This window comes from Streptomyces sp. Ru71 (assembly GCF_002920535.1).
In the GTDB taxonomy this organism is placed as follows: Bacteria; Actinomycetota; Actinomycetes; order Streptomycetales; family Streptomycetaceae; genus Streptomyces.
The window spans coordinates 150,386-167,359 of record NZ_PQSS01000006.1; the positions used below are offsets into that span (position 1 = coordinate 150,386).

The 16,974-nt window shown below is 72.2% G+C and carries 17 protein-coding genes and 2 pseudogenes; 11 read left to right on the forward strand and 8 right to left on the reverse strand.

The features are described 5' to 3' along the window. Nucleotides 1–70: 70 nt before the first annotated feature. The 3 genes from C3489_RS06140 to C3489_RS06150 all read left to right on the forward strand — a co-directional run bounded on the left by C3489_RS06140 (nucleotide 71) and on the right by C3489_RS06150 (nucleotide 4,625). Entirely contained in the window at nucleotides 71–1,360 is a 1,290-nt protein-coding gene (locus tag C3489_RS06140) for a PAS domain-containing protein (protein WP_103780664.1), read from the forward strand. A gap of 473 nt (nucleotides 1,361–1,833) precedes the next feature. Further along, on the forward strand, nucleotides 1,834–3,471 hold the full coding sequence (locus C3489_RS06145; RefSeq protein ID WP_258054584.1) for a M4 family metallopeptidase: 1,638 nt from the start codon (nucleotides 1,834–1,836) through the stop codon (nucleotides 3,469–3,471). A gap of 206 nt (nucleotides 3,472–3,677) precedes the next feature. Beyond that, nucleotides 3,678–4,625: a hypothetical protein gene (locus tag C3489_RS06150; RefSeq protein WP_146075282.1), complete on the forward strand. Its 948-nt coding sequence runs from the start codon at nucleotides 3,678–3,680 to the stop codon at nucleotides 4,623–4,625. 16 nt (nucleotides 4,626–4,641) lie between these two features. Here C3489_RS06150 and C3489_RS06155 read toward each other — a convergent pair whose 3' ends face one another. Both C3489_RS06155 and C3489_RS06160 read right to left on the reverse strand, forming a co-directional pair. Beyond that, nucleotides 4,642–5,037: a carboxymuconolactone decarboxylase family protein gene (locus C3489_RS06155; protein WP_103780669.1), complete on the reverse strand. Its 396-nt coding sequence runs from the start codon at nucleotides 5,035–5,037 to the stop codon at nucleotides 4,642–4,644. Then, nucleotides 5,034–5,699 carry a class II aldolase/adducin family protein gene (locus C3489_RS06160; RefSeq protein WP_103780670.1) on the reverse strand — a complete coding sequence of 222 codons (666 nt, stop codon included), beginning with the start codon at nucleotides 5,697–5,699 and terminating at the stop codon, nucleotides 5,034–5,036. Before C3489_RS06160 ends, C3489_RS06155 begins: the two co-directional genes overlap by 4 nt. Nucleotides 5,700–5,826: 127 nt before the next feature. Between C3489_RS06160 and C3489_RS06165 the strand changes: the two genes are divergently transcribed. The 3 genes from C3489_RS06165 (at nucleotide 5,827) to C3489_RS38570 (ending at nucleotide 7,151) form a co-directional block, all read left to right on the forward strand. Then, nucleotides 5,827–6,219 (forward strand): MerR family transcriptional regulator, encoded by a 393-nt coding sequence (locus C3489_RS06165; RefSeq protein ID WP_103780672.1) that lies wholly within the window; start codon nucleotides 5,827–5,829, stop codon nucleotides 6,217–6,219. Nucleotides 6,220–6,307: 88 nt separating this feature from the next. Continuing rightward, nucleotides 6,308–6,994 carry a hyaluronoglucosaminidase gene (locus C3489_RS06170; protein ID WP_103780674.1) on the forward strand — a complete coding sequence of 229 codons (687 nt, stop codon included), beginning with the start codon at nucleotides 6,308–6,310 and terminating at the stop codon, nucleotides 6,992–6,994. A 10-nt stretch (nucleotides 6,995–7,004) separates the two neighbouring features. Next, entirely contained in the window at nucleotides 7,005–7,151 is a 147-nt protein-coding gene (locus tag C3489_RS38570; protein WP_181139517.1) for a hypothetical protein, read from the forward strand. A gap of 12 nt (nucleotides 7,152–7,163) precedes the next feature. Here C3489_RS38570 and C3489_RS06175 read toward each other — a convergent pair whose 3' ends face one another. Continuing rightward, nucleotides 7,164–7,889, reverse strand: coding sequence for a dienelactone hydrolase family protein (locus C3489_RS06175; protein WP_103780676.1), 726 nt, complete (start codon nucleotides 7,887–7,889; stop codon nucleotides 7,164–7,166). A gap of 126 nt (nucleotides 7,890–8,015) precedes the next feature. Between C3489_RS06175 and C3489_RS06180 the strand changes: the two genes are divergently transcribed. After that, complete coding sequence (locus C3489_RS06180; protein ID WP_103780678.1) at nucleotides 8,016–8,738, forward strand: hypothetical protein; 723 nt, start codon at nucleotides 8,016–8,018, stop codon at nucleotides 8,736–8,738. 32 nt (nucleotides 8,739–8,770) lie between these two features. On the opposite strand, the gene C3489_RS06185 is transcribed toward C3489_RS06180, so the two are convergent. Further along, complete coding sequence (locus C3489_RS06185; RefSeq protein WP_103780680.1) at nucleotides 8,771–10,255, reverse strand: MFS transporter; 1,485 nt, start codon at nucleotides 10,253–10,255, stop codon at nucleotides 8,771–8,773. Between the two features lie 125 nt (nucleotides 10,256–10,380). On the opposite strand from C3489_RS06185, the gene C3489_RS06190 reads away from it, so the two are divergent. From C3489_RS06190 to C3489_RS06200, 3 genes are all read left to right on the forward strand, one after another. Next, on the forward strand, nucleotides 10,381–11,376 hold the full coding sequence (locus C3489_RS06190) for an Lrp/AsnC family transcriptional regulator (RefSeq protein WP_103780682.1): 996 nt from the start codon (nucleotides 10,381–10,383) through the stop codon (nucleotides 11,374–11,376). A gap of 145 nt (nucleotides 11,377–11,521) precedes the next feature. Beyond that, complete coding sequence (locus C3489_RS06195; protein WP_103780684.1) at nucleotides 11,522–12,370, forward strand: nuclease; 849 nt, start codon at nucleotides 11,522–11,524, stop codon at nucleotides 12,368–12,370. Between the two features lie 176 nt (nucleotides 12,371–12,546). After that, on the forward strand, nucleotides 12,547–14,184 hold the full coding sequence (locus C3489_RS06200; RefSeq protein WP_103780685.1) for a phosphodiester glycosidase family protein: 1,638 nt from the start codon (nucleotides 12,547–12,549) through the stop codon (nucleotides 14,182–14,184). Nucleotides 14,185–14,194: 10 nt separating this feature from the next. Here the strand turns inward: C3489_RS06200 and C3489_RS39140 are convergent. Further along, nucleotides 14,195–14,444, reverse strand: a pseudogene (locus C3489_RS39140) (hypothetical protein); the annotation flags it as partial. Between C3489_RS39140 and C3489_RS06210 the strand changes: the two are divergent. Further along, nucleotides 14,444–14,599: pseudogene (locus C3489_RS06210) on the forward strand (SDR family oxidoreductase); the annotation flags it as partial. The pseudogenes C3489_RS39140 and C3489_RS06210 sit on opposite strands and share 1 nt — an antisense overlap. 77 nt (nucleotides 14,600–14,676) lie before the next feature. On the opposite strand, the gene C3489_RS06215 reads toward C3489_RS06210, so the two are convergent. Genes C3489_RS06215 through C3489_RS06225 form a run of 3 tightly spaced genes read right to left on the reverse strand, consistent with a single transcriptional unit; the run spans nucleotide 14,677 to nucleotide 16,918 of the window. Beyond that, nucleotides 14,677–15,723 carry a hypothetical protein gene (locus C3489_RS06215; RefSeq protein WP_103780686.1) on the reverse strand — a complete coding sequence of 349 codons (1,047 nt, stop codon included), beginning with the start codon at nucleotides 15,721–15,723 and terminating at the stop codon, nucleotides 14,677–14,679. Between the two features lie 34 nt (nucleotides 15,724–15,757). Next, nucleotides 15,758–16,486, reverse strand: coding sequence for a hypothetical protein (locus tag C3489_RS06220; RefSeq protein ID WP_103780688.1), 729 nt, complete (start codon nucleotides 16,484–16,486; stop codon nucleotides 15,758–15,760). A gap of 27 nt (nucleotides 16,487–16,513) precedes the next feature. Continuing rightward, entirely contained in the window at nucleotides 16,514–16,918 is a 405-nt protein-coding gene (locus C3489_RS06225) for a hypothetical protein (protein ID WP_103780690.1), read from the reverse strand. Nucleotides 16,919–16,974: the final 56 nt, after the last annotated feature.

A 16,974-nucleotide genomic window follows, 5' to 3' on the forward strand; every position in this document is an offset into this window, starting at 1 on the left:
GCGACGCACACGGGACACGCATGAGGTGTCACGCACGGTGACATTCGTCGAAGATTGAAGGAGTTGAGCTGTGGACGAGGCCGATTTCAAGACGCTGCTCGCGCATCTCCCGGTGTCCTGGTGGGAGGCCGACGGCGGCTCGGGGCGGGTCGAGACCGGGGGCGGCGCCTTCGCCGACGAGCGGGCCGCCCGTCGCTTCCTGGAGTCCCTGCGGCCCCAGCTCACCGGCCCGTCGGCCCGGCCCGGCGACGGCCCCTGCCAGGCTCGTTTCGAGGGGCGCACCTTCTGCGTCAACTGGTGGGCCCGGGGCGACGGCGAGCGGCGTGGAGGCAGCCGCGGAGTCGCGGTCGAGGTGGGGGGTGCCCCGGCGGACCCCGGGGGGTACGCGTCGTTCGCCGACCTGAGTCCGGCGGCGGTGTTCGTGCGCGACCCGGCCGGGCGCTACGTCTGGGCCAACCACGCCTACGCCCATCTGTACGGCACCACACGCGACCGCCTGATCGGCCGTCACCTGACCGAATTCGACGACCCGGAGGACGCGGCCCGGTTCCTCGCCCTCGACGAGGAGGTCCTGACCGCAGGCCACTCCGTGCGGCACACGCTCGTCTACCGGCGCTCGGACGGCTCCCCGGGCCATGCGGCCGGGTACCGCTTCCCCGTGTCCTGGGGCGCGCTGCGCTGTGTGGCGGGCACGTACGTGGACGTCAGTGAGTACTTCCACGCGCTGGACCAGCGGCGCCGGGCCGAGGAGGATCTGCGCGCCCTGCGGGACCACAGCGGTCTGCCCTGCCTGCGCCTGACCGCGGACGGAGTGGTCGGGGAGGCCAGCACCGCCGCCGCCGAACTGCTGCGCGTCCGGCTCCGCGACCTGGTGGGTTCCCCGGCCGACGCCCTGCTGGCCGAGACGCCGGAACGCGCCGCGCTGCACGCGATCTGGGCCGACCTCGTGGGCGGCCGGCGCAGGAGCGCGCAGTCCGGTGCCGTGCTCGTCGACGCGCAGCGGCGCAGGCGGCGCGTGTGGGTGCGGCTGAGCGTCGTGGGCCGTGCCCGGGACCGGGACCTGGGCGTGTGGGCGGTCGTCACCCGACACGGTCTGAGCCACGAGCCCCACCCTCCGCTGACCGCCGCACAGGTGCGCATACTCGCCCTGCTGGCCGGCGGGTGCAGCAATGCCGGCGTCGCCGAGGCGCTGCATCTGTCGCGGCAGACGGTCGACTACCACCTGGCCCGCCTCCGGCAGCTTCTGGGGGCCGCCACCCGGCCGGCGCTCGTGGCTCGCGCCTACGTGCTCGGCATCCTCTCCCCGCAGTGCTGGCCGCCGCGTTCCACCACGGCCGCGTATCCGCTCAGCCCCGCCTGACCGGTGATGGCCGTCGCACGGCCAAAGGTATGGTCCAGGCCGCCGTTTTGTGACCCGCCGGTGAAGGAGGCGTGGGAGAGTTGTCCGATCCGGGAGCCGGACGTAGCGCTGGTGGTCACGACTGCGGTTGTGTCGTGTCCACCTCTCCAACCCCCCACACTTCTTGGAGACTTCATGTGCCGCGCCGCCTTCAGGCTGCCCGTCACCCGTGCGCGTGTCCGGCTCGGGTTCGGCATCGGTCCAGCTCGGAGACCGTAGCGCCGCAGCCGTACCGGCTGGGCGCCATCACTCCGCGCGCATGCCAGGGTCAGTCGTCAGCCTCCACTGACATCGCCGCACTTGGCTCAAAACTTGTCATGCACAGGACATACACGCCTGGGGTCGCGCGGCACGGCTTCGACCACCCCCCACGACCAACCGGCCGGCGCCAAGCCGACCGGACCACCCCCCACACACAGAGAAGAGGAGTCTGCGTGACTTCCCGTTCCAAGCGTCACCAGCGCACCCTGCTGGCGGTTGCCACCGCCGTAGCCGCCGGAGCGCTGCTGAGCAGTACGCTCGGCACCACCGCCAGCGCGGAGCCCACCGCCGCGAGCCGGCCCGGCGCCGCCCCGGTCGCCCTGTCCGCGACGGCCCGCACCTCGCTCATCCAGCAGGCCCAGGCCGAGGTCGCCACGACGGCCAAGGCGATAGGACTCGGCGCCCAGGAGAAGCTGGTCGCCAAGGACGTCGTCCGGGACGCGAACGGCACCGTGCACACGCGGTACGCGCGCACATACGCCGGCCTGCCCGTGCTCGGCGGCGACCTGATCGTGCACACCGCCAAGTCCGGCAGGACCGAGGGTGTGACGAGAGCGTCCAAGAACACGCTGAAGCTCACCTCGCTGGAGCCGCGTGTCGCCCCCGCCAAGGCCGAACAGCAGGCCCTGGGGCTGGCGAAGGCCGCCGGCTCGTCGAAGTCCCGCGCGGACCGGGCGCCGCGCAAGGTCGTCTGGGCCGCATCCGGCACGCCCGTCCTCGCCTACGAGACCGTCGTCGGAGGCCTTCAGGACGACGGCACCCCGAACGAACTGCACGTCATCACCGACGCCGCAACCGGCAGGAAGCTCTTCCAGTACCAGGGCGTCGAGACCGGTGTGGGAAACACCAAGTACAGCGGGAAGGTCGACCTGACGAGCACTCAGTCCGGCTCGTCGTACACGCTCACCGACGCGACGCGTGGCGGGCACAAGACGTACAACCTGGACCACGGCACCTCGGGCACCGGCACGCTGTTCTCCCAGGACAACGACACCTGGGGCGACGGCACCGTCAAGAACGCTGCGACCGCCGCCGCCGACGCCGCCTACGGCGCGCAGGTGACCTGGGACTTCTACAAGAGCACCTTCGGGCGCAACGGCATCAAGAACGACGGCGTCGGCGCCTACTCCCGCGTCCACTACGGCAAGGCGTACGTCAACGCGTTCTGGGACGACAGCTGCTTCTGCATGACCTACGGCGACGGCACCGGCGACGCCGACCCGCTGACCTCCCTGGACGTGGCCGGCCACGAGATGAGCCACGGTGTCACCTCCAACACCGCCGGCCTGGAGTACTCCGGGGAGTCCGGCGGCCTGAACGAGGCCACCTCGGACATCTTCGGCACGGGCGTGGAGTTCTTCGCCAACAACGCCTCCGACCCCGGTGACTACCTCATCGGCGAGAAGATCGACATCAACGGCGACGGCACCCCGCTGCGCTACATGGACAAGCCCAGCAAGGACGGCGGCTCCGCCGACTACTGGTCGTCCTCCGTCGGCGACAAGGACGTGCACTACTCGTCCGGCGTCGCCAACCACTTCTTCTATCTGCTGGCCGAGGGCAGCGGCAAGAAGACGATCAACGGGGTCGACTACGACTCCCCCACCCAGGACGGCTCCACGGTCACCGGCATCGGCCGGGACAAGGCGCTGCAGATCTGGTACAAGGCCCTGACGACGTACTTCACGTCGACCACCGACTACGCCGGCGCCCGCAAGGGCACGCTCTCGGCGGCCGCGGACCTCTACGGCGCCGACAGCGCCGAATCCAAGGCGGTCGCCGCCGCCTGGACCGCCGTCAACGTCGGCTGAGCAGCGCGCACATGACGGGCGGCATCCGGGACTCCTCCCGGGTGCCGCCCTTGCTCGACTCGGCATCTGCGTGGGAGCGCCGCCCCGGACGGTTGTGCCAAGGGTGAAACCACGGGAGTTTCCCGGTCCGTAGGCCCCGGCCAGTGACACTCTGCCGGTGGTGACCGGAGCAGCGCATCGAGCCGCGGTGCTGAGAGGGTTGAGGCGTGACAGCAGCACACAGGCCCACGTGGATGACCGCCGACGTCCTCGCGCCCTACCGGAAGTACCTCACCGATCCGGCGGAACACGAGCTCGCCGACAGGCTTCTGCACTGGGCCTGCGCACACTGCGCCTGCCCACGCGGCCCGCAGTGGCATGCCCGGCGAGCCTTCTACGCCGCGGTCTTCAGCGTCTGCTGCCGGCCACCCGGTGCGACGTGGCAGGAGACCCTCCTGGCGGGGAAGTTCAACGTCTTCTACTTCAACGTCGACGACGGCCCCGCCGAGGAGCTCACCCGGCTGACCGGGCACCTGCACCACGCAGTCCCCGCGGACACCGGTGAACTCGGCAACCTGCACCGAGCCCTCCTCACCGACCTGCGGGCGCTCGGCCTCGACACCGCGCGACTGGAAGCGGACATCGCAGCCCTGTGCGCAGCGGCGGACGCCGAGGACCGGCAGGACATCGCCACCTTGTCGCCCGAGCGGTTCCACACCCTGCGCCTGACGACCGTCGCCTCCACCGCCTACATCAGCTGCTGGGGCGCGATCCGCCGCCTGCCGCTCTCCGGCGAGGAAAGCGCCGTCGAAGCCGCCGGGGAAGCGATCTATCTCGCCAACGACCTGGCTTCCTTGGAGCGCGACTCCTCGGCCCAGGCCCCTCGCGCGGCCCTCACCTCGAACTTCGTGCTGTTCCATGCGGCGCGTACCGGCACCGGCATCCCGCACGCTGCCGATATGGCCGTCGCGCGCTACAACCGCCTCACCGCGGACCTCGCGTCCCGCTCGGGCCCCGTGGCCGACGTCCTCGCCGCCATCGTCGACGGCAACCTCGACGCCCATCTGCGCCTGACAGCCAGCCGATTCCCCGGGGCCACGGACCGCCTGCGCCTCCTCCACAGGGTTCGCACCGACCCGTCCGCCGCCCCCGACTGCGGAGGGCGGAAGGCATGACCTGTTCCCCCTCCGCTCACGACTCCCCGGCCGGCAGGAGTTCGGCGATGATCTCGGTGCCGAGTGCGTAGGCCGGCACGCCCGCGGTGATGAGCGCGGTCTCGGCGACGCCGATGAGGTCGGCGATGCCGGCTCCGGCGTGCAGGGCGCCCTCGGCGTGGATCCGGGCGGGGTGGGCACGGCCCAGGGCCAGGAGTTGCCCGAAGTGCACGAGCTGCTGCACCCGCGCTCCGAGCGGATTGCCGGTCAGCACGATGTGGCGCAGTGCCGCGAGCGCCTCTTCGGTCGGCATCCGGCCGTACTCCCGGGCCAGGCGCAGCCGCTCCTGCACCCCTGCGGGAACGGTTCCGAGGGTGGAGCGGTAACGGTCGCGTACGGCCTCCGTACGGGAGGCGAGCGTGTCGTCCGTCATGACGTGACCCGGGCGATCGAGGCGCGCACGGCCTCCTGGGCTCCCGGCGGGAAGTCCACGGCCCCGCCGATCGCCGCGGCGGCGATCTCCGCTTCGGCGCTCTCCTCGATCGCCACCACGAGGTGGGCGGTGGCCGCCGGGTCCGGGCCGAACACCAGCAGGCCGTGGTTGGCCAGCAGCACCGCGGACGTCGTCGGGCGTCGCCGCAGCACTTCGACGATACCGCGCACCGACACGTCCGAACCGCGGGGTCCCCACGGCACCACGGGGACGTCCTCGGCCTGTCCGAAGCGCAGCATCGGCTCGGTACGGCAGGGCAGCGGCCGGTGCGCCACGGCGAAGGCGGTCGCGGAGGGCGAGTGGGTGTGGATGATCGCGCCCACGTGGGGGCGGGCCCGGTAGACGGCGCTGTGCATGGCGATGATCTCGGCGCTGACGGACTGCAGTGCGCCTTCGAGGACCTGCCCGTCGAAACCGACGGTCGCCAGCTGTCCGGGCCGCAGGCCGCGGACGAAGCCGGGCGTCAGCAGCAGGCGCTCACCGTCGAGTCGAGCGCTGAGGTTGGCGTGCCCGGAGTGGGACATCACCCCGGCCGCGAAGAGCCCTTCCGCGGCCTCCACCAGCTGCTCGGCCCGCTCTGTTCGTGCGTACGTGTCGCTCATGGCGGTGTCTCCAAGTGTGCTGTCGGCGGCCGCTCGTCGGCCGCCGGTCCACGTGCCGACCACTCTTCAACTTGAACTAAGGTTCAAGTCAAATGCCGGGCCGGGTGAGGAGCAGGAGGAGCGGGACATGCGGTTGACGATCGGCCGACTCGCCGAGATCACAGGGGTGCCCGCGTCGGCCATCCGGTACTGGGAGCGCCACGGCCTGCTGCCCGCGCCCGAGCGGGAGAGCGGGCAGCGGCGCTACCCGCCGGAGGCCGCCGAGCGGATCACGGTGCTGCGCAAGTGCCAGCAGGCCGGGCTGACCCTGAGCGAGATCAGGGAGTTCCAGCGGGAGCAGCCGCGCAGAAAGGCGATGATCCGCGCCAAGATCACCGAGATCGAGCAGCGCATGGTCGATCTCGACCACGCCCATCAGCTCCTCACCCACGCCCTGAAGTGCAGCAAGGAGGACATCGTCAGATGCCCGAAGTTCCGTGAGCAGATGGCGGCCTGGCAGGCGCCCGGTCCGACGCCGTGAACGCTGACAGCGCGCCGGTGGGTGTGATCACATGTCCTGCACACCGTGGACGCGGTGTGATTTCCTGCCCAGCGAAAGCGAGTTGTCCATGACAGTGGGACGAAGAGTCTTTCTCGGCGCGTTCACCGCGGGCGCGGTGACGGTCGCAGCCGGCACGGAGGCGGCTGCCGACGGCGAGTACACGGCATACGCCTCTCCGGCCCAGTTCTACGGAACGTCGACCACCGCGCACACCGTCACCATCAACCACAAGGCGACGTCCGGGGAGGCCGTCGCCCTGAACGTGACGTCCGACAATCCCGATACCTCGGCCGTGTACATCACCGGCGTGGAGACCGGGCGGGGCACTGTCAAGATCGCCCATGTCGGCTATGCGGACGGCTCGGACGCGAACGCCTCGGCCCTGTCGATCGACCTCCAGACGTCCGGGACCGCGGCCCAGGGCATCTATGTGACCGCGACCAACGGGGCGACCAAGGGCAGTCTGATCGCTCTGCGCAACAACCCGGGCCTGGACGACCTCGTCGTGAAGGGCAGCGGCCGCACCGGCATAGGCATCGGCCGTGGCGACACCCCGCAGGCACAGCTGCATGTGGTTCAGCGCTCCACCGCCCCGGCGGCGCTGCTGCTGGAAGGCCCCGCGCGCCTGGCGAACGTGACGGCCGAGCCGACCAACGCGCCCGCCGCGCTGGGCGGAGGCTCTCTGTACGCGCAGGGTGGTGCCCTGTACTGGAAGGGCGGCAACGGTACGGTGACCCGCATCGGTCCGGCGTAGGGCAGGCGACATGCAACTGACGACCGAGGAACTCGTCTCGGAGTTCCATGATGCTGTGATGGAGCTGTACTTCGCCCGCAAGCGCATCGTCGCCCTGGAGGCGGAGAACGCCGAACTGAAGGCACGCCTGGCGGCGGCCGAGCAGCGGGAGGGCTGACGCGGGGCCGGGTCACTGCGGCACGGGCAGGCATTCGGCGAGCAGGCCGACGATGTCGCGCCAGGCCCGCTGCGCGTGCAGCGGGTGAGAGCCGACGCTGGGGAGCACCGCGTGGCCGACCGCGGGGTGGTGAAAGGCGTGCAGGGCGCCGCCGTAGACCACGAGGCGCCAGTCGACGCCCGCGCCCTGCATCTCGGCGGCGAACGCGTCCCGTTGCTCAGGCGGCATGATCGGGTCCTCCGATCCGACGCCGGCCCACACGGGGCAGCGGATGCGCGCCGCCTCGCCCGGTCGGCCCGTGGTAGTTGCGTTGACCGTTCCGATCGCCCGCAGGTCGACGCCGTCGCGCCCCAGTTCCAGCGCGATCGCGCCCCCGGTGCCGTAGCCGATGGCGGCGATCCGGTCGGGGTCGGTCCGCGGCTCGGCACGGAGCACGTCGAGTGCCGCGTGGCCGATGCCCCGCATCCGGTCGGGGTCGGCGAGCAGCGGCATCACACGTGCCGGCATCTCCTGCGGGTCGGTGAACCAGCGCCCGCCGTGCAGGTCGAAGGCCAGCACCACATAGCCGAGTTCGGCCAGGGTGTCGGCCCGGCGGCGCAGGACGTCGTTCAGGCCCGGCCCCTCCGGCCCCAGCAGCACCCCGGGGCGGCGGTCCGCACCGGCGGGGAGTGCGAGGTGGCCGGTCATCGTCAGGCCGTCGGCTTGGTAGGTGACCGTGCGCGTGGTAACCGTCGTCATGGGACGGGACCGTAGTGTGCGCCGAGCCGGGCCGGTCTCTGCCGTCGGCAGAACGACGATGCCGCGCCCGGGAACGGTCCGGAAAACGGGGGTGATCGGCTCGGGGCGGTGTGCGAGGATCCGAGCGTGCTGACTGAACGGATCGCGGCGGTGGACTGGGCCGCGATTCCCACACCGGTCCTGCGGGTCCCGCCGTGCGCCGCCGAACGCTTTCCGCACGGCTGGCGGCTTCCGAGTCCGGTGGCACCCCTGCAGGCGCTGGCCACCGCCCGCAATCAGGTCCAGGTCGCCGAGGCCATGACCCGGCTGCAGAACACCAGCATCCTGCACGGCCACATGGCCGCGGTCTTTCCGGCAGCGGTCGCGGCGGCCCCGCTCCTGCTGGACATCGCCGAGGAACCGGACGCGCATCCCCTGGCCCGGGATTCCGCCCTCGGCCTGCTGAGCGACTTCCTGGCGCTGAACCCCTTCGCCGAATTCAATCGCGTAGACGGCACACCCCTGTGCTGCGCCGTGGCCGAACTGATCCGCGCCCGCCGGCCGTTCCTGCGCTCGCTCGGCAAACGCGGCCGGACCCTGCTGCGGGAGACCGACGACCACTGGCGCTTCGAGGTCGGCGAGGTCCTGCCGGACGCGGGCCGGCCCTTCGTCTTCGGGATGCTGGACGGGCGGCTCCCCGGCCCAGCGGTCCGGGTGGAGATCCAGCACAACGGCGCACAGTGCCTCGCCTCGGTCGAGTACCAGCCGGAGAGCGAGTCCGGCGACGCCTGCGTACGCCTGGACGATTCCGCCGAGGTGGCGGTCGGCGCCGTGCTCCGCCCGGCCGAGTGCGGCGAGCGGGAGCACTGAGTCACCTACGACGGATGTCGCGACCGGGGCGGTCAGCCCGTCTCGTCTTCAGAAGCCTCGGCGGCCGCAGCGGCCGGTCGGGTACGGCGCACGGTCATCACGACGGCGGCCGCTCCGGTGGCGGCCAGGAGTACGGCGGCCACGGTGAGCCCGTGTTCGGCCGCGACGCGGGGGCCGCCGGCCGTGTCCAGGTAGGCCCCGCCGATGAGGGCGGTGCCGAGGGTGCCGCCGAGTTGCTGGACGGCGTTGAGGAGTCCCGCGGCGGAGCCGGTCTCCTGCGGTCCGGCGGCCCCCAGCGCGGTGGTGAAGAACGGCGGCGTGAACAGCCCGGTGCCCAGCCCCGCCAGCCCCAGAGCGAACGGCAGGGCCGTCGGGTAGGCGTCGGGGGCGGCGGCGCGGTAGGCCAGGACGGCAGCCGTCAGTCCAAGGGCGAGAGTGGCGATGCCGGCGTGCATGACGCGGGTGCCGTACCGGGGAGCGAGGTGGCTTCCGGCGGCCCACGAGGCGATGGCCAGTCCCGTCGACCAGGGCAGCAGGCTGAGTCCGGCGGTGAGCGGCCCGTCGTGGAGGCCGAGTTCGAGGTGGAGGACGACGACGGTCATGACGCCGTTCATCACGGCGAAGAACAGCGTCGACGTGGCCAGTGCCGCGGGAAAGACGCGGCCGCGCAGCAGGGCGGGTTCGATCAGCGGATCCTTGCCGAGGCGGGCGACGCGGCGCTGCTGGACGGCGAACACCGTCAGGACGGCGGCGCCGGCCGCGGCGATCGCCCATGCGGCGAGTCCCGGGTGACCGGTGGCCAGCGGGCACACCAGCAGAGCGGTGCCGAGCATGGCCAGTGCGGTGCCGGCCGGGTCGAGACGCGGGCGCACGGGGGCGCGGTCCTCGCGCAGACACGGGGTGAGCGCCAGGACGGCGGCAGCGAGGGGGAGGTTGACGAGGAAGACGACGCGCCAGGAGGAGCCGAGCAGGTCGGCATGGGTGAGGACGCCACCGAGCGCGGGGCCGGCGACGGCGGACAGCCCCATGACGGGACCGATCATGCCGAGCGCCTTGGACAGCTCCGGGCCGGTGAACAGGGCACGGATCAGCCCGAACGTCTGCGGGATGACCGCGGCCGCGGCGGCGCCCTGCACGGCGCGCAGGGCGATGAGGGCTGCGGCGGTGGGAGCGAGCGCGCACGCCAGGGAGGCCGCGGCGAACGCGATGACCCCGGCGCGGAAGACGCGTTTGCGGCCGTGGATGTCGCCGAGGCGGCCGCCGCTGAGCAGGCCGAGGGCGAAGGCGAGGGTGTAGGAGGCGCTGAACCACGGGATGGTGGTGTCCGCTCCGCCGAGGTCGGTGTGGATGACGGGGGCGGCGACCTGGACGATCGTGGCGTCGAGGAGGTTCATGGCCTCGGCGGCGAGGAGCGCGGCGAGCGCGATCCAGCGCCATCGGTGCCTCGCGCCGCCGGAGGCGGTGCCCGGTGCGGCGGGCGCGGTGGTGGTCGCGGGTGTACCGGTCGTGCGGGACATGCGGGCCCCCAGGGATGGGTTTCTCGGCTGGTCGGCGACCACCGTGCCCGCCCGCCTGGGCCGGCTTCCATTTCTTCGCGGTCGATGGGTGATTACTTCCACCAGGGTCGGCTAGTTTGCTCGATATGCTCGTGCTGGACGATGTGGACCGGGGCCTGATCCATGCTCTGCAGGTGGACGCGCGGGCGCCGTTCACCCTCATCGCCGAAGTGCTCGGCTCCTCGACGCAGACCGTCGTCCGCCGCTATCGGCGCCTGTACGCGCGGGCCGGGCTGCGGGTGGTGACGCTGCCGACGCCGCGCAGCGCGGGCGTCCACCAGTGGTTCGTACGGCTGACGGCCGCGACGCGCAGCGCCCACGACCTGGCTGTGGCGCTGGCGCGTCGGCCGGACACCTCGTGGGTGCGGCTGACGTCCGGTGGCACGGAGATCGCGGCGATCATCCAGACGCCGCCGTCCGGTCCGGACGCGCACGCGCTGCTGCTGCGCGACATCCCGCGCACCGCGGGGATCACCTCGGTCTCCGCGCACTATCTCCTGCACACCTACCTCGGCGGCCCGACCGCCTGGCGGGGGCGGGTGAACGTCCTGGACGAGGACCAGCAGGCCCGGCTGCGCGCCGGACGGGACACAGCCGGCGCGGAAGGGCCCATCCCGGGTCCCGGGGCGGAGCCGTACCTGTTGACCGACGCGGACCGCGTGTTGCTGTGCGCGTTGCGCGAGGACGCGCGGCGCAGCTACGCGGATCTGGCGGCGGCGACCGGCACGACGGCGTCGACGGTGGCCCGCAGGCTCGCCGAACTGCGGGCGCGCGGCGCGCTGTTCTTCGACGTGGACGTGGACCCCGCGCTGGTGGGCGTCACGGTGTCGGCGCTGCTGTGGATGCAGATCGCTCCGGCGCACCTGGAGACCGTGGCGACCGCGCTGTCGGGCCACGAGGAACTGGCGGTCGTCGCGGCGACGACGGGGCCGACGAACCTGGTCGCGCAGGCGCTGTGCCAGGACGCGGAGGCGCTCCACACCTATCTGACGCGGCGCCTGGCGTGGGAGGCGATCACGCGCATCGAGACGGCCCCGGTGCTGCGCACGTACAAGGCCGCGGTGACGATGCGGACGCACTGACCCGTTCAGCGCGCCTCCCGGACGATCCACCGGAGGTACCGCTACTTTTATCCGTTATAAGCACACTGTCCGTACGTTCGAGCCGCGCTCGCGCGTACGGCGGTGGTCCCTGCCTGCTCCGCAGCCGTCCCCCACTGGAGCCGCCATGCCCCTGCTGCTCATCCAAGGCACGTACCGTCTGAAGGGCACGAAGCCGGACGGAGACACCGTCCATTTCGTCGCCGACAGCCCCGACGAGTGGAAGCTCGTCGGCGGCAAGCACCCCGTCATCGCCTCCAGCAGCGGTGACGCGCCCCTGCGTCTGGAGGGCATCGACGCGCTGGAGACCCACTACGCCGGGGTGCACCAGCCCCTGGAGTTCGGCCACGCGGCCGCGTCGGAGCTCCTGAGCTGGCTCGGGTTCAACTCCGTGGAGCGCCAGCGGGACGAGAAGGTCACCGCCTCGACCCCCGAGACCGTGCCCGGCTGGATCCTCACCGGGGGCGGTGACGTCAACAACCGCGCCGTGGCTCTCGCCGGCCGGGGTGCCCCTCCCGCGGCCAGCGGTACGGCGGTGGTCGTGGACGTACCGCTGCTGCGGCAGACCGCCAACCACCACCTGGCGTCGCTGGGTCTGGTCTATCCCACCTTCTACGCCGGCCTCTTCCCCGACCTGCGCGAGGAACTCACCGACGTCGCGCGCAGTGCCCGCACGGCCGGTCAGGGGCTGTGGTCGAAGGACGTGACGACGTCCGGATTCAAGGTCGCCGACCTGTCCACGATCACCGACAACGCCGTGATCCTGCCCAAGCTCTTCCGGCGCCTGGTGGACTACTTCCAGCTGGGCATGCCGATCTCCTGCTTCCCCGCCTTCCTCGCGGGCAAGGGGGACATGCTGACGGTGATGGCCACCGGAGAGCGCCTGGTGGGACTGCACCACGTCGTCACCGTCAGCAACGGCCACACCGTCCGTCTCACCCATCCGGTCGAGGACCTCCTCTTCGACGAGGGCTGAGAGGAGGACAGGCCCAGGAAGCACTCACGCGCCATCAGGAGGCAGTGCGGCGTTACCGGGAAGGCAACCACATCCCTGTGGTACGTGGCGTAGACCACGCCTAGGATGTCGCGGATCCGACGGCTGGAACGGCGTGCCGGGCCGGCCGTCACCGAGCCCACCGTGAGGTTGAAGACATGCGTTCCTCCGCCGGAGCCGCCGCGCGCCGCCCGCGCGTTCGCGCCCGACTCGCCGTCGCCGCCGTCGCCGCCGTACTCGCTGTCACGACCCCCGCTCTCATATCCGGCGCGGCCAGGGCCGGTACCGGGCGCACCCCGGGTCCCGCGGTGACCGCGCACTGGTCGACGCAGGCCCTCGCTCCCGGCGTCACCGTCCGCTCGGGGGTGCTGAAGAGCGGGGTCACTCACTCCTGGACCGTCTCGGTCCAGGTCCCGAGCGTGCTGCGGTTCAGCAGCAACGACCCGGACGCACCCGTCAGCTGGTCCGAGGTGTCCACCCGTGCCTGGGCCGACGCCACGGCGAAGAAGCTGACGGAGGCGGGTCTGCAGCCGCGTGTCGAGGCGGTCGAGTGGCCGCGCTACGCCGACACGCCGCACGGCGTCATGGGCTACCGGGTCCGCGTCGGGCGCTTCGCCACCAAGGACCAGTCCCAGGGGACGGTGACGGCCGTCAACGGGCTCGGCCTGCACGCCACCGCCTCCTGGACCGGTTACGACGTCCAGGAGCCGGCCGACCTGCAGCACGTGCACGTCGCGGTCATCGACCCCAGGACGTTCAGCGGGCAGGTCGAGGCCACTCATGACGGCAATGTCGCCGACCGCGTGACCACCTCCGCCGTGGCCAGGAAGCTCCACTCGCTGGTCGGTGTCAACGGCGGCTTCTTCGTGATGACGCCGAACGACGGTGTGCCGGGGGTGATGTCCGCCATCGGCGCCTACGACGGCGAGCTCGCATCCATGGCGGTCGGCGCACGCTCCGCACTGATCATCGACGACGGCCGCAGGTTCCGGACGGCGGACCTCACCAGCACGGTGACGGTCCGGTCGGGCGATGCCGCCTTCCGGATCCAGGGCATCAACCGGCGGCCCGGAACGGTCCGTGACTGCGGCCGTCCCGGCGCCAGGCCGAGTGAGCTTCCCTGGCAGGACGTGACCTGCCAACTGGACGACGACATGGTGCAGTTCACTCCCGCCTTCCAGGCCGACCTGCCGACCGGTCCCGGCACCCAGGTCGTCCTGGACGCGTCCGGCAGCGTCGTCTCGGTCGGTGCCCGTGGCGGCCGGGTGCCGGTGAACGGGCGTGTCCTGCAGGGCATCGGCCGGGCCGCCGACTGGCTGACGGCACACGCGAAGCCGGGACAGCGGCTCACGGTGAGCGAGGTCGTCCGCGACAGCGAGGGCAGGCGCGTCGAGCTGGGCGCCGGCGACTCCCTCCTCAGCGCGGCCCCGACGCTGCTGCAGGACGGCCGTATCGACATCGACGCCGCCGCGGAGGGCGTCGTCGACCCGGAGTACCCGCACTTCGGCTACGCCTGGGCCAACGTCCGTCAGCCCCGCACGATGGCCGGCGTCGACAAGCAGGGCCGCCTCATTCTCGCCACGGTCGACGGCAGGCTGAAGGGCGGCAGCGAGGGCTTCACCCTCTACGAGGCCGCCACGTTCATGAAGTCGCTCGGCGCGGTGCAGGCGATCAACCTCGACGGCGGCGGCTCCACGGCCATGGCCGTCAAGGGAGCGCTGGTCAACCAGCCGTCCGACGCGACCGGCGAGCGCGCGGTGGGAGACACCCTGCAGGTACTGCCGGCCGCCGGCTGACCACCGTCGCTCACTCCCCGTCCTGCCGCGGCAGCCCCGCCCCCACCCGCTGCGCCGTCTCCCGCAGCCAGATGTGGCCGCGTCGTGGGTGTGGACGGGGTGCCACCACAGGGCCTCCCGCAGGGGCACGGCCTCGTACGGCGGTTTGTGCGCTGGTACGTCACCCACGGCAGCCGGGCCAGGTCCTTGCGGGTGAGCCGGTCGCCGACGCCCGGATGGTCCTCGGCGACGAGGAACACCCAGCGGTCGTTGTAGAGGTCCGCTCGGCCGCACCGGAACCGTCGACGAGGTCGCCGGGCTGGTCGTGTTCCTGCTGTCGGAGGAGTCGTCGTTCGTCACCGGTGCCGAGATCCCCGTCGACGGCGGGCTGACCGCGCGCGGCGGGGTCAAGTCGGTCTCCGACGCGCTGCGCGAGGGGGCTCGTGAAGGGGCTGGAAGGCAGGGCGCTGTCCGTTTCGCGGGGCATCGGCGGTCCGGTAGGTCGTCCGTGCGTCAGCCGGCGTCTGGCAGGCCCCATATATGGACGGACGTCCGGTCTTCGGAAAACGTGTACCAGTTGCCGTTGCCCGCCGTGCGGGCGGGGCCGGTGACCGGGTGGGGGTAGGAGACCTCGCCGCGCAGGGTCATACCGGTGGTGTCCAGCAGCCAGTGGCGGGCCGGGCCGTGTCCCGCGTCGCCGGCCGAGGTGCCGGCGACGACGGTGTCCTCGGTGACGAAGGCGGCCTCCATGTCCCAGTACACCCGGCCACCGCCCGGATGCCCGGGCACGGTGCCCTCCGCGTCCAGGTCCCGCAGCATCGCGCCGCCCTCGGCCGCGTGCAGGTAGAGCGCGTCCTGCTGCACATCCGTGGCGAGCAGATGCCGGCCCGACGGGCTCACGTCCAGCAGCACCGTCTCGTCGTCGATCTTGTGCACGGCCAGCCGCCGCCCGTCCCAGCGTCCCCACAGTGCGGGAGAGCCCTCCTCGCCCTCGCCGACGCTCAGGCCCATCTGAGCCGGATCGGGGTGCGGCGTGTGGAACGAGCCCGAGGCCACCGTGCCGATGCTCGCGCGGCCCAGGACGCGGCCGTCGGCGGCGTCCAGGACGAGCCACTGCTCGTCGTCCTCCGCACGGACATGCGCCCAGACCAGCCTGCCGTCGGCGGAGAACGCGGCGGATCCGCTATCGGGACACCCGTGCTCCTCCTCGTCGTCGGCGTACTCGGCGAACTCCCGGTGCTCGTGCGGGTGTTCACCGGCCCAGCAGGCGTGCCGCAGCTCCCACAGGGTGGCGCCGGACGCGTCCACGCAGCGCACCGCGTGCACTCCGGCGAACACGGCCGTACCGCCGTCCCCGGACACCGTCGCAGTGCCGAAGCCGCGCGGCCAGGGAGCGGGGAAGCGCACCACGCCGCCCGTGTCCGGGTCGAGCGCGGCCAGTTCGGCGTCGGAACGCTGTACGACCAGCCGGCGCCCGGCCCGGTGCAGGACTTCGGGCGCGTCCGCCGACCTCGGGTCCAGTGGGGCGGCGATGGTGGCGACGAGACGAGCGGCGGTCACTGAGTCCTCCCGCGTGTGAGAAAGGGACGTGGGCTCAACCCGACCGGGCCATGAGGTGTGCGACCACGGAGACGCGGCCCCCGCACTCCGGGCAGGTCGCCGCTCCGAAGGCATGGGTCAGGGCATCGGCCACATCCTCCTGGCCGTCCGCCAGAGCCAGCTCGTACAGGCGGCGGCCCAGGCCGTCGAGAGCGCCGGGTGCGGCCGGCTGAAGAGGCACGGTGTCGGCGTCGTCGGAGCAGACGTCGTCCTGAGACGTGCCGGAGGAGGCCCGCTCACCGATGACCACCCACAGCTCCGCGCAGCAGTCCGGGTCGGGGCACTCCAGCTCGTACTCCTCACCGGCGATGCCCCAGAACAGGTCCTCGGCCCAGTGGACGTCACCCTCCAGGTTCACCAGCGTCTCCAGCAGGACGCAGTAGTCGTTCCGGTCGGCGGTGGCCGGTCGCCTGCGGTGTGCGGCGGCCAGCAGCCGTGCCACCTCTGGCGCGTGCCGGTCCCGCAGGTCTCGGGTCTCGTGGCGCCGGTCGGCCTGCACGAGGAGCGCGCCGGCCAGGTGCAGGGCCGCGGACGCCGTGTCGGCGTCGACGCCCTCGGCCATGTCCGTCAGCGCCCGCCAGACCTGCGGGTCGGACACGTCGAGGGAACCGTTGTGATACAGCTCGGTCCACAGATCGCTCCAGGCCTGCCCGTCCCGGCCGCCGGCGGCACCCTCCAGCAAGGCGGTCAGGCGTCCGGAAGCCGCGTCGTCCGACTGGGTCATGGGGCCACTGCGCTTCATACGCGGCATCTAAGCAGTCCGGCCCAGGCTGGTGAGGAAACCGCCGCGGGCGGTTCCGGAGGCGAGCAGGCGGCCCCAGTCGAGCACCTCGGGCAGTTCGTCGACGGACACGACGAGCGCTCCCCCGGCCCGTTCGACGTCGGAACACCAGTCGGCCATGTCCGCCATGTCGCCGGTCCCGCCCGTTCCGCCGACCACGCGCGCGCCGAGCGCGGGCACCACGGCCCCGGCCTCACCGGGGCCGTCCACCACGCACAACGTGAGCCGGGCGGCGATACCCCACCCGGCGCACCGGGGCACCGCTCCGCCGGGCGCCGGCAGGAGCGGCAGGGCCTGGTGCACGGGAGCGGCGGCCAACAGCAGCGCCGGTGTGGCGCCTCGGACGAACACGGTGTTCTCAGGGCTGACAAGCATCCGGTCACTCTCGCACGTCCCACCTGCCGGAGGCGCGAGCAGGGGCTGTATCGGGG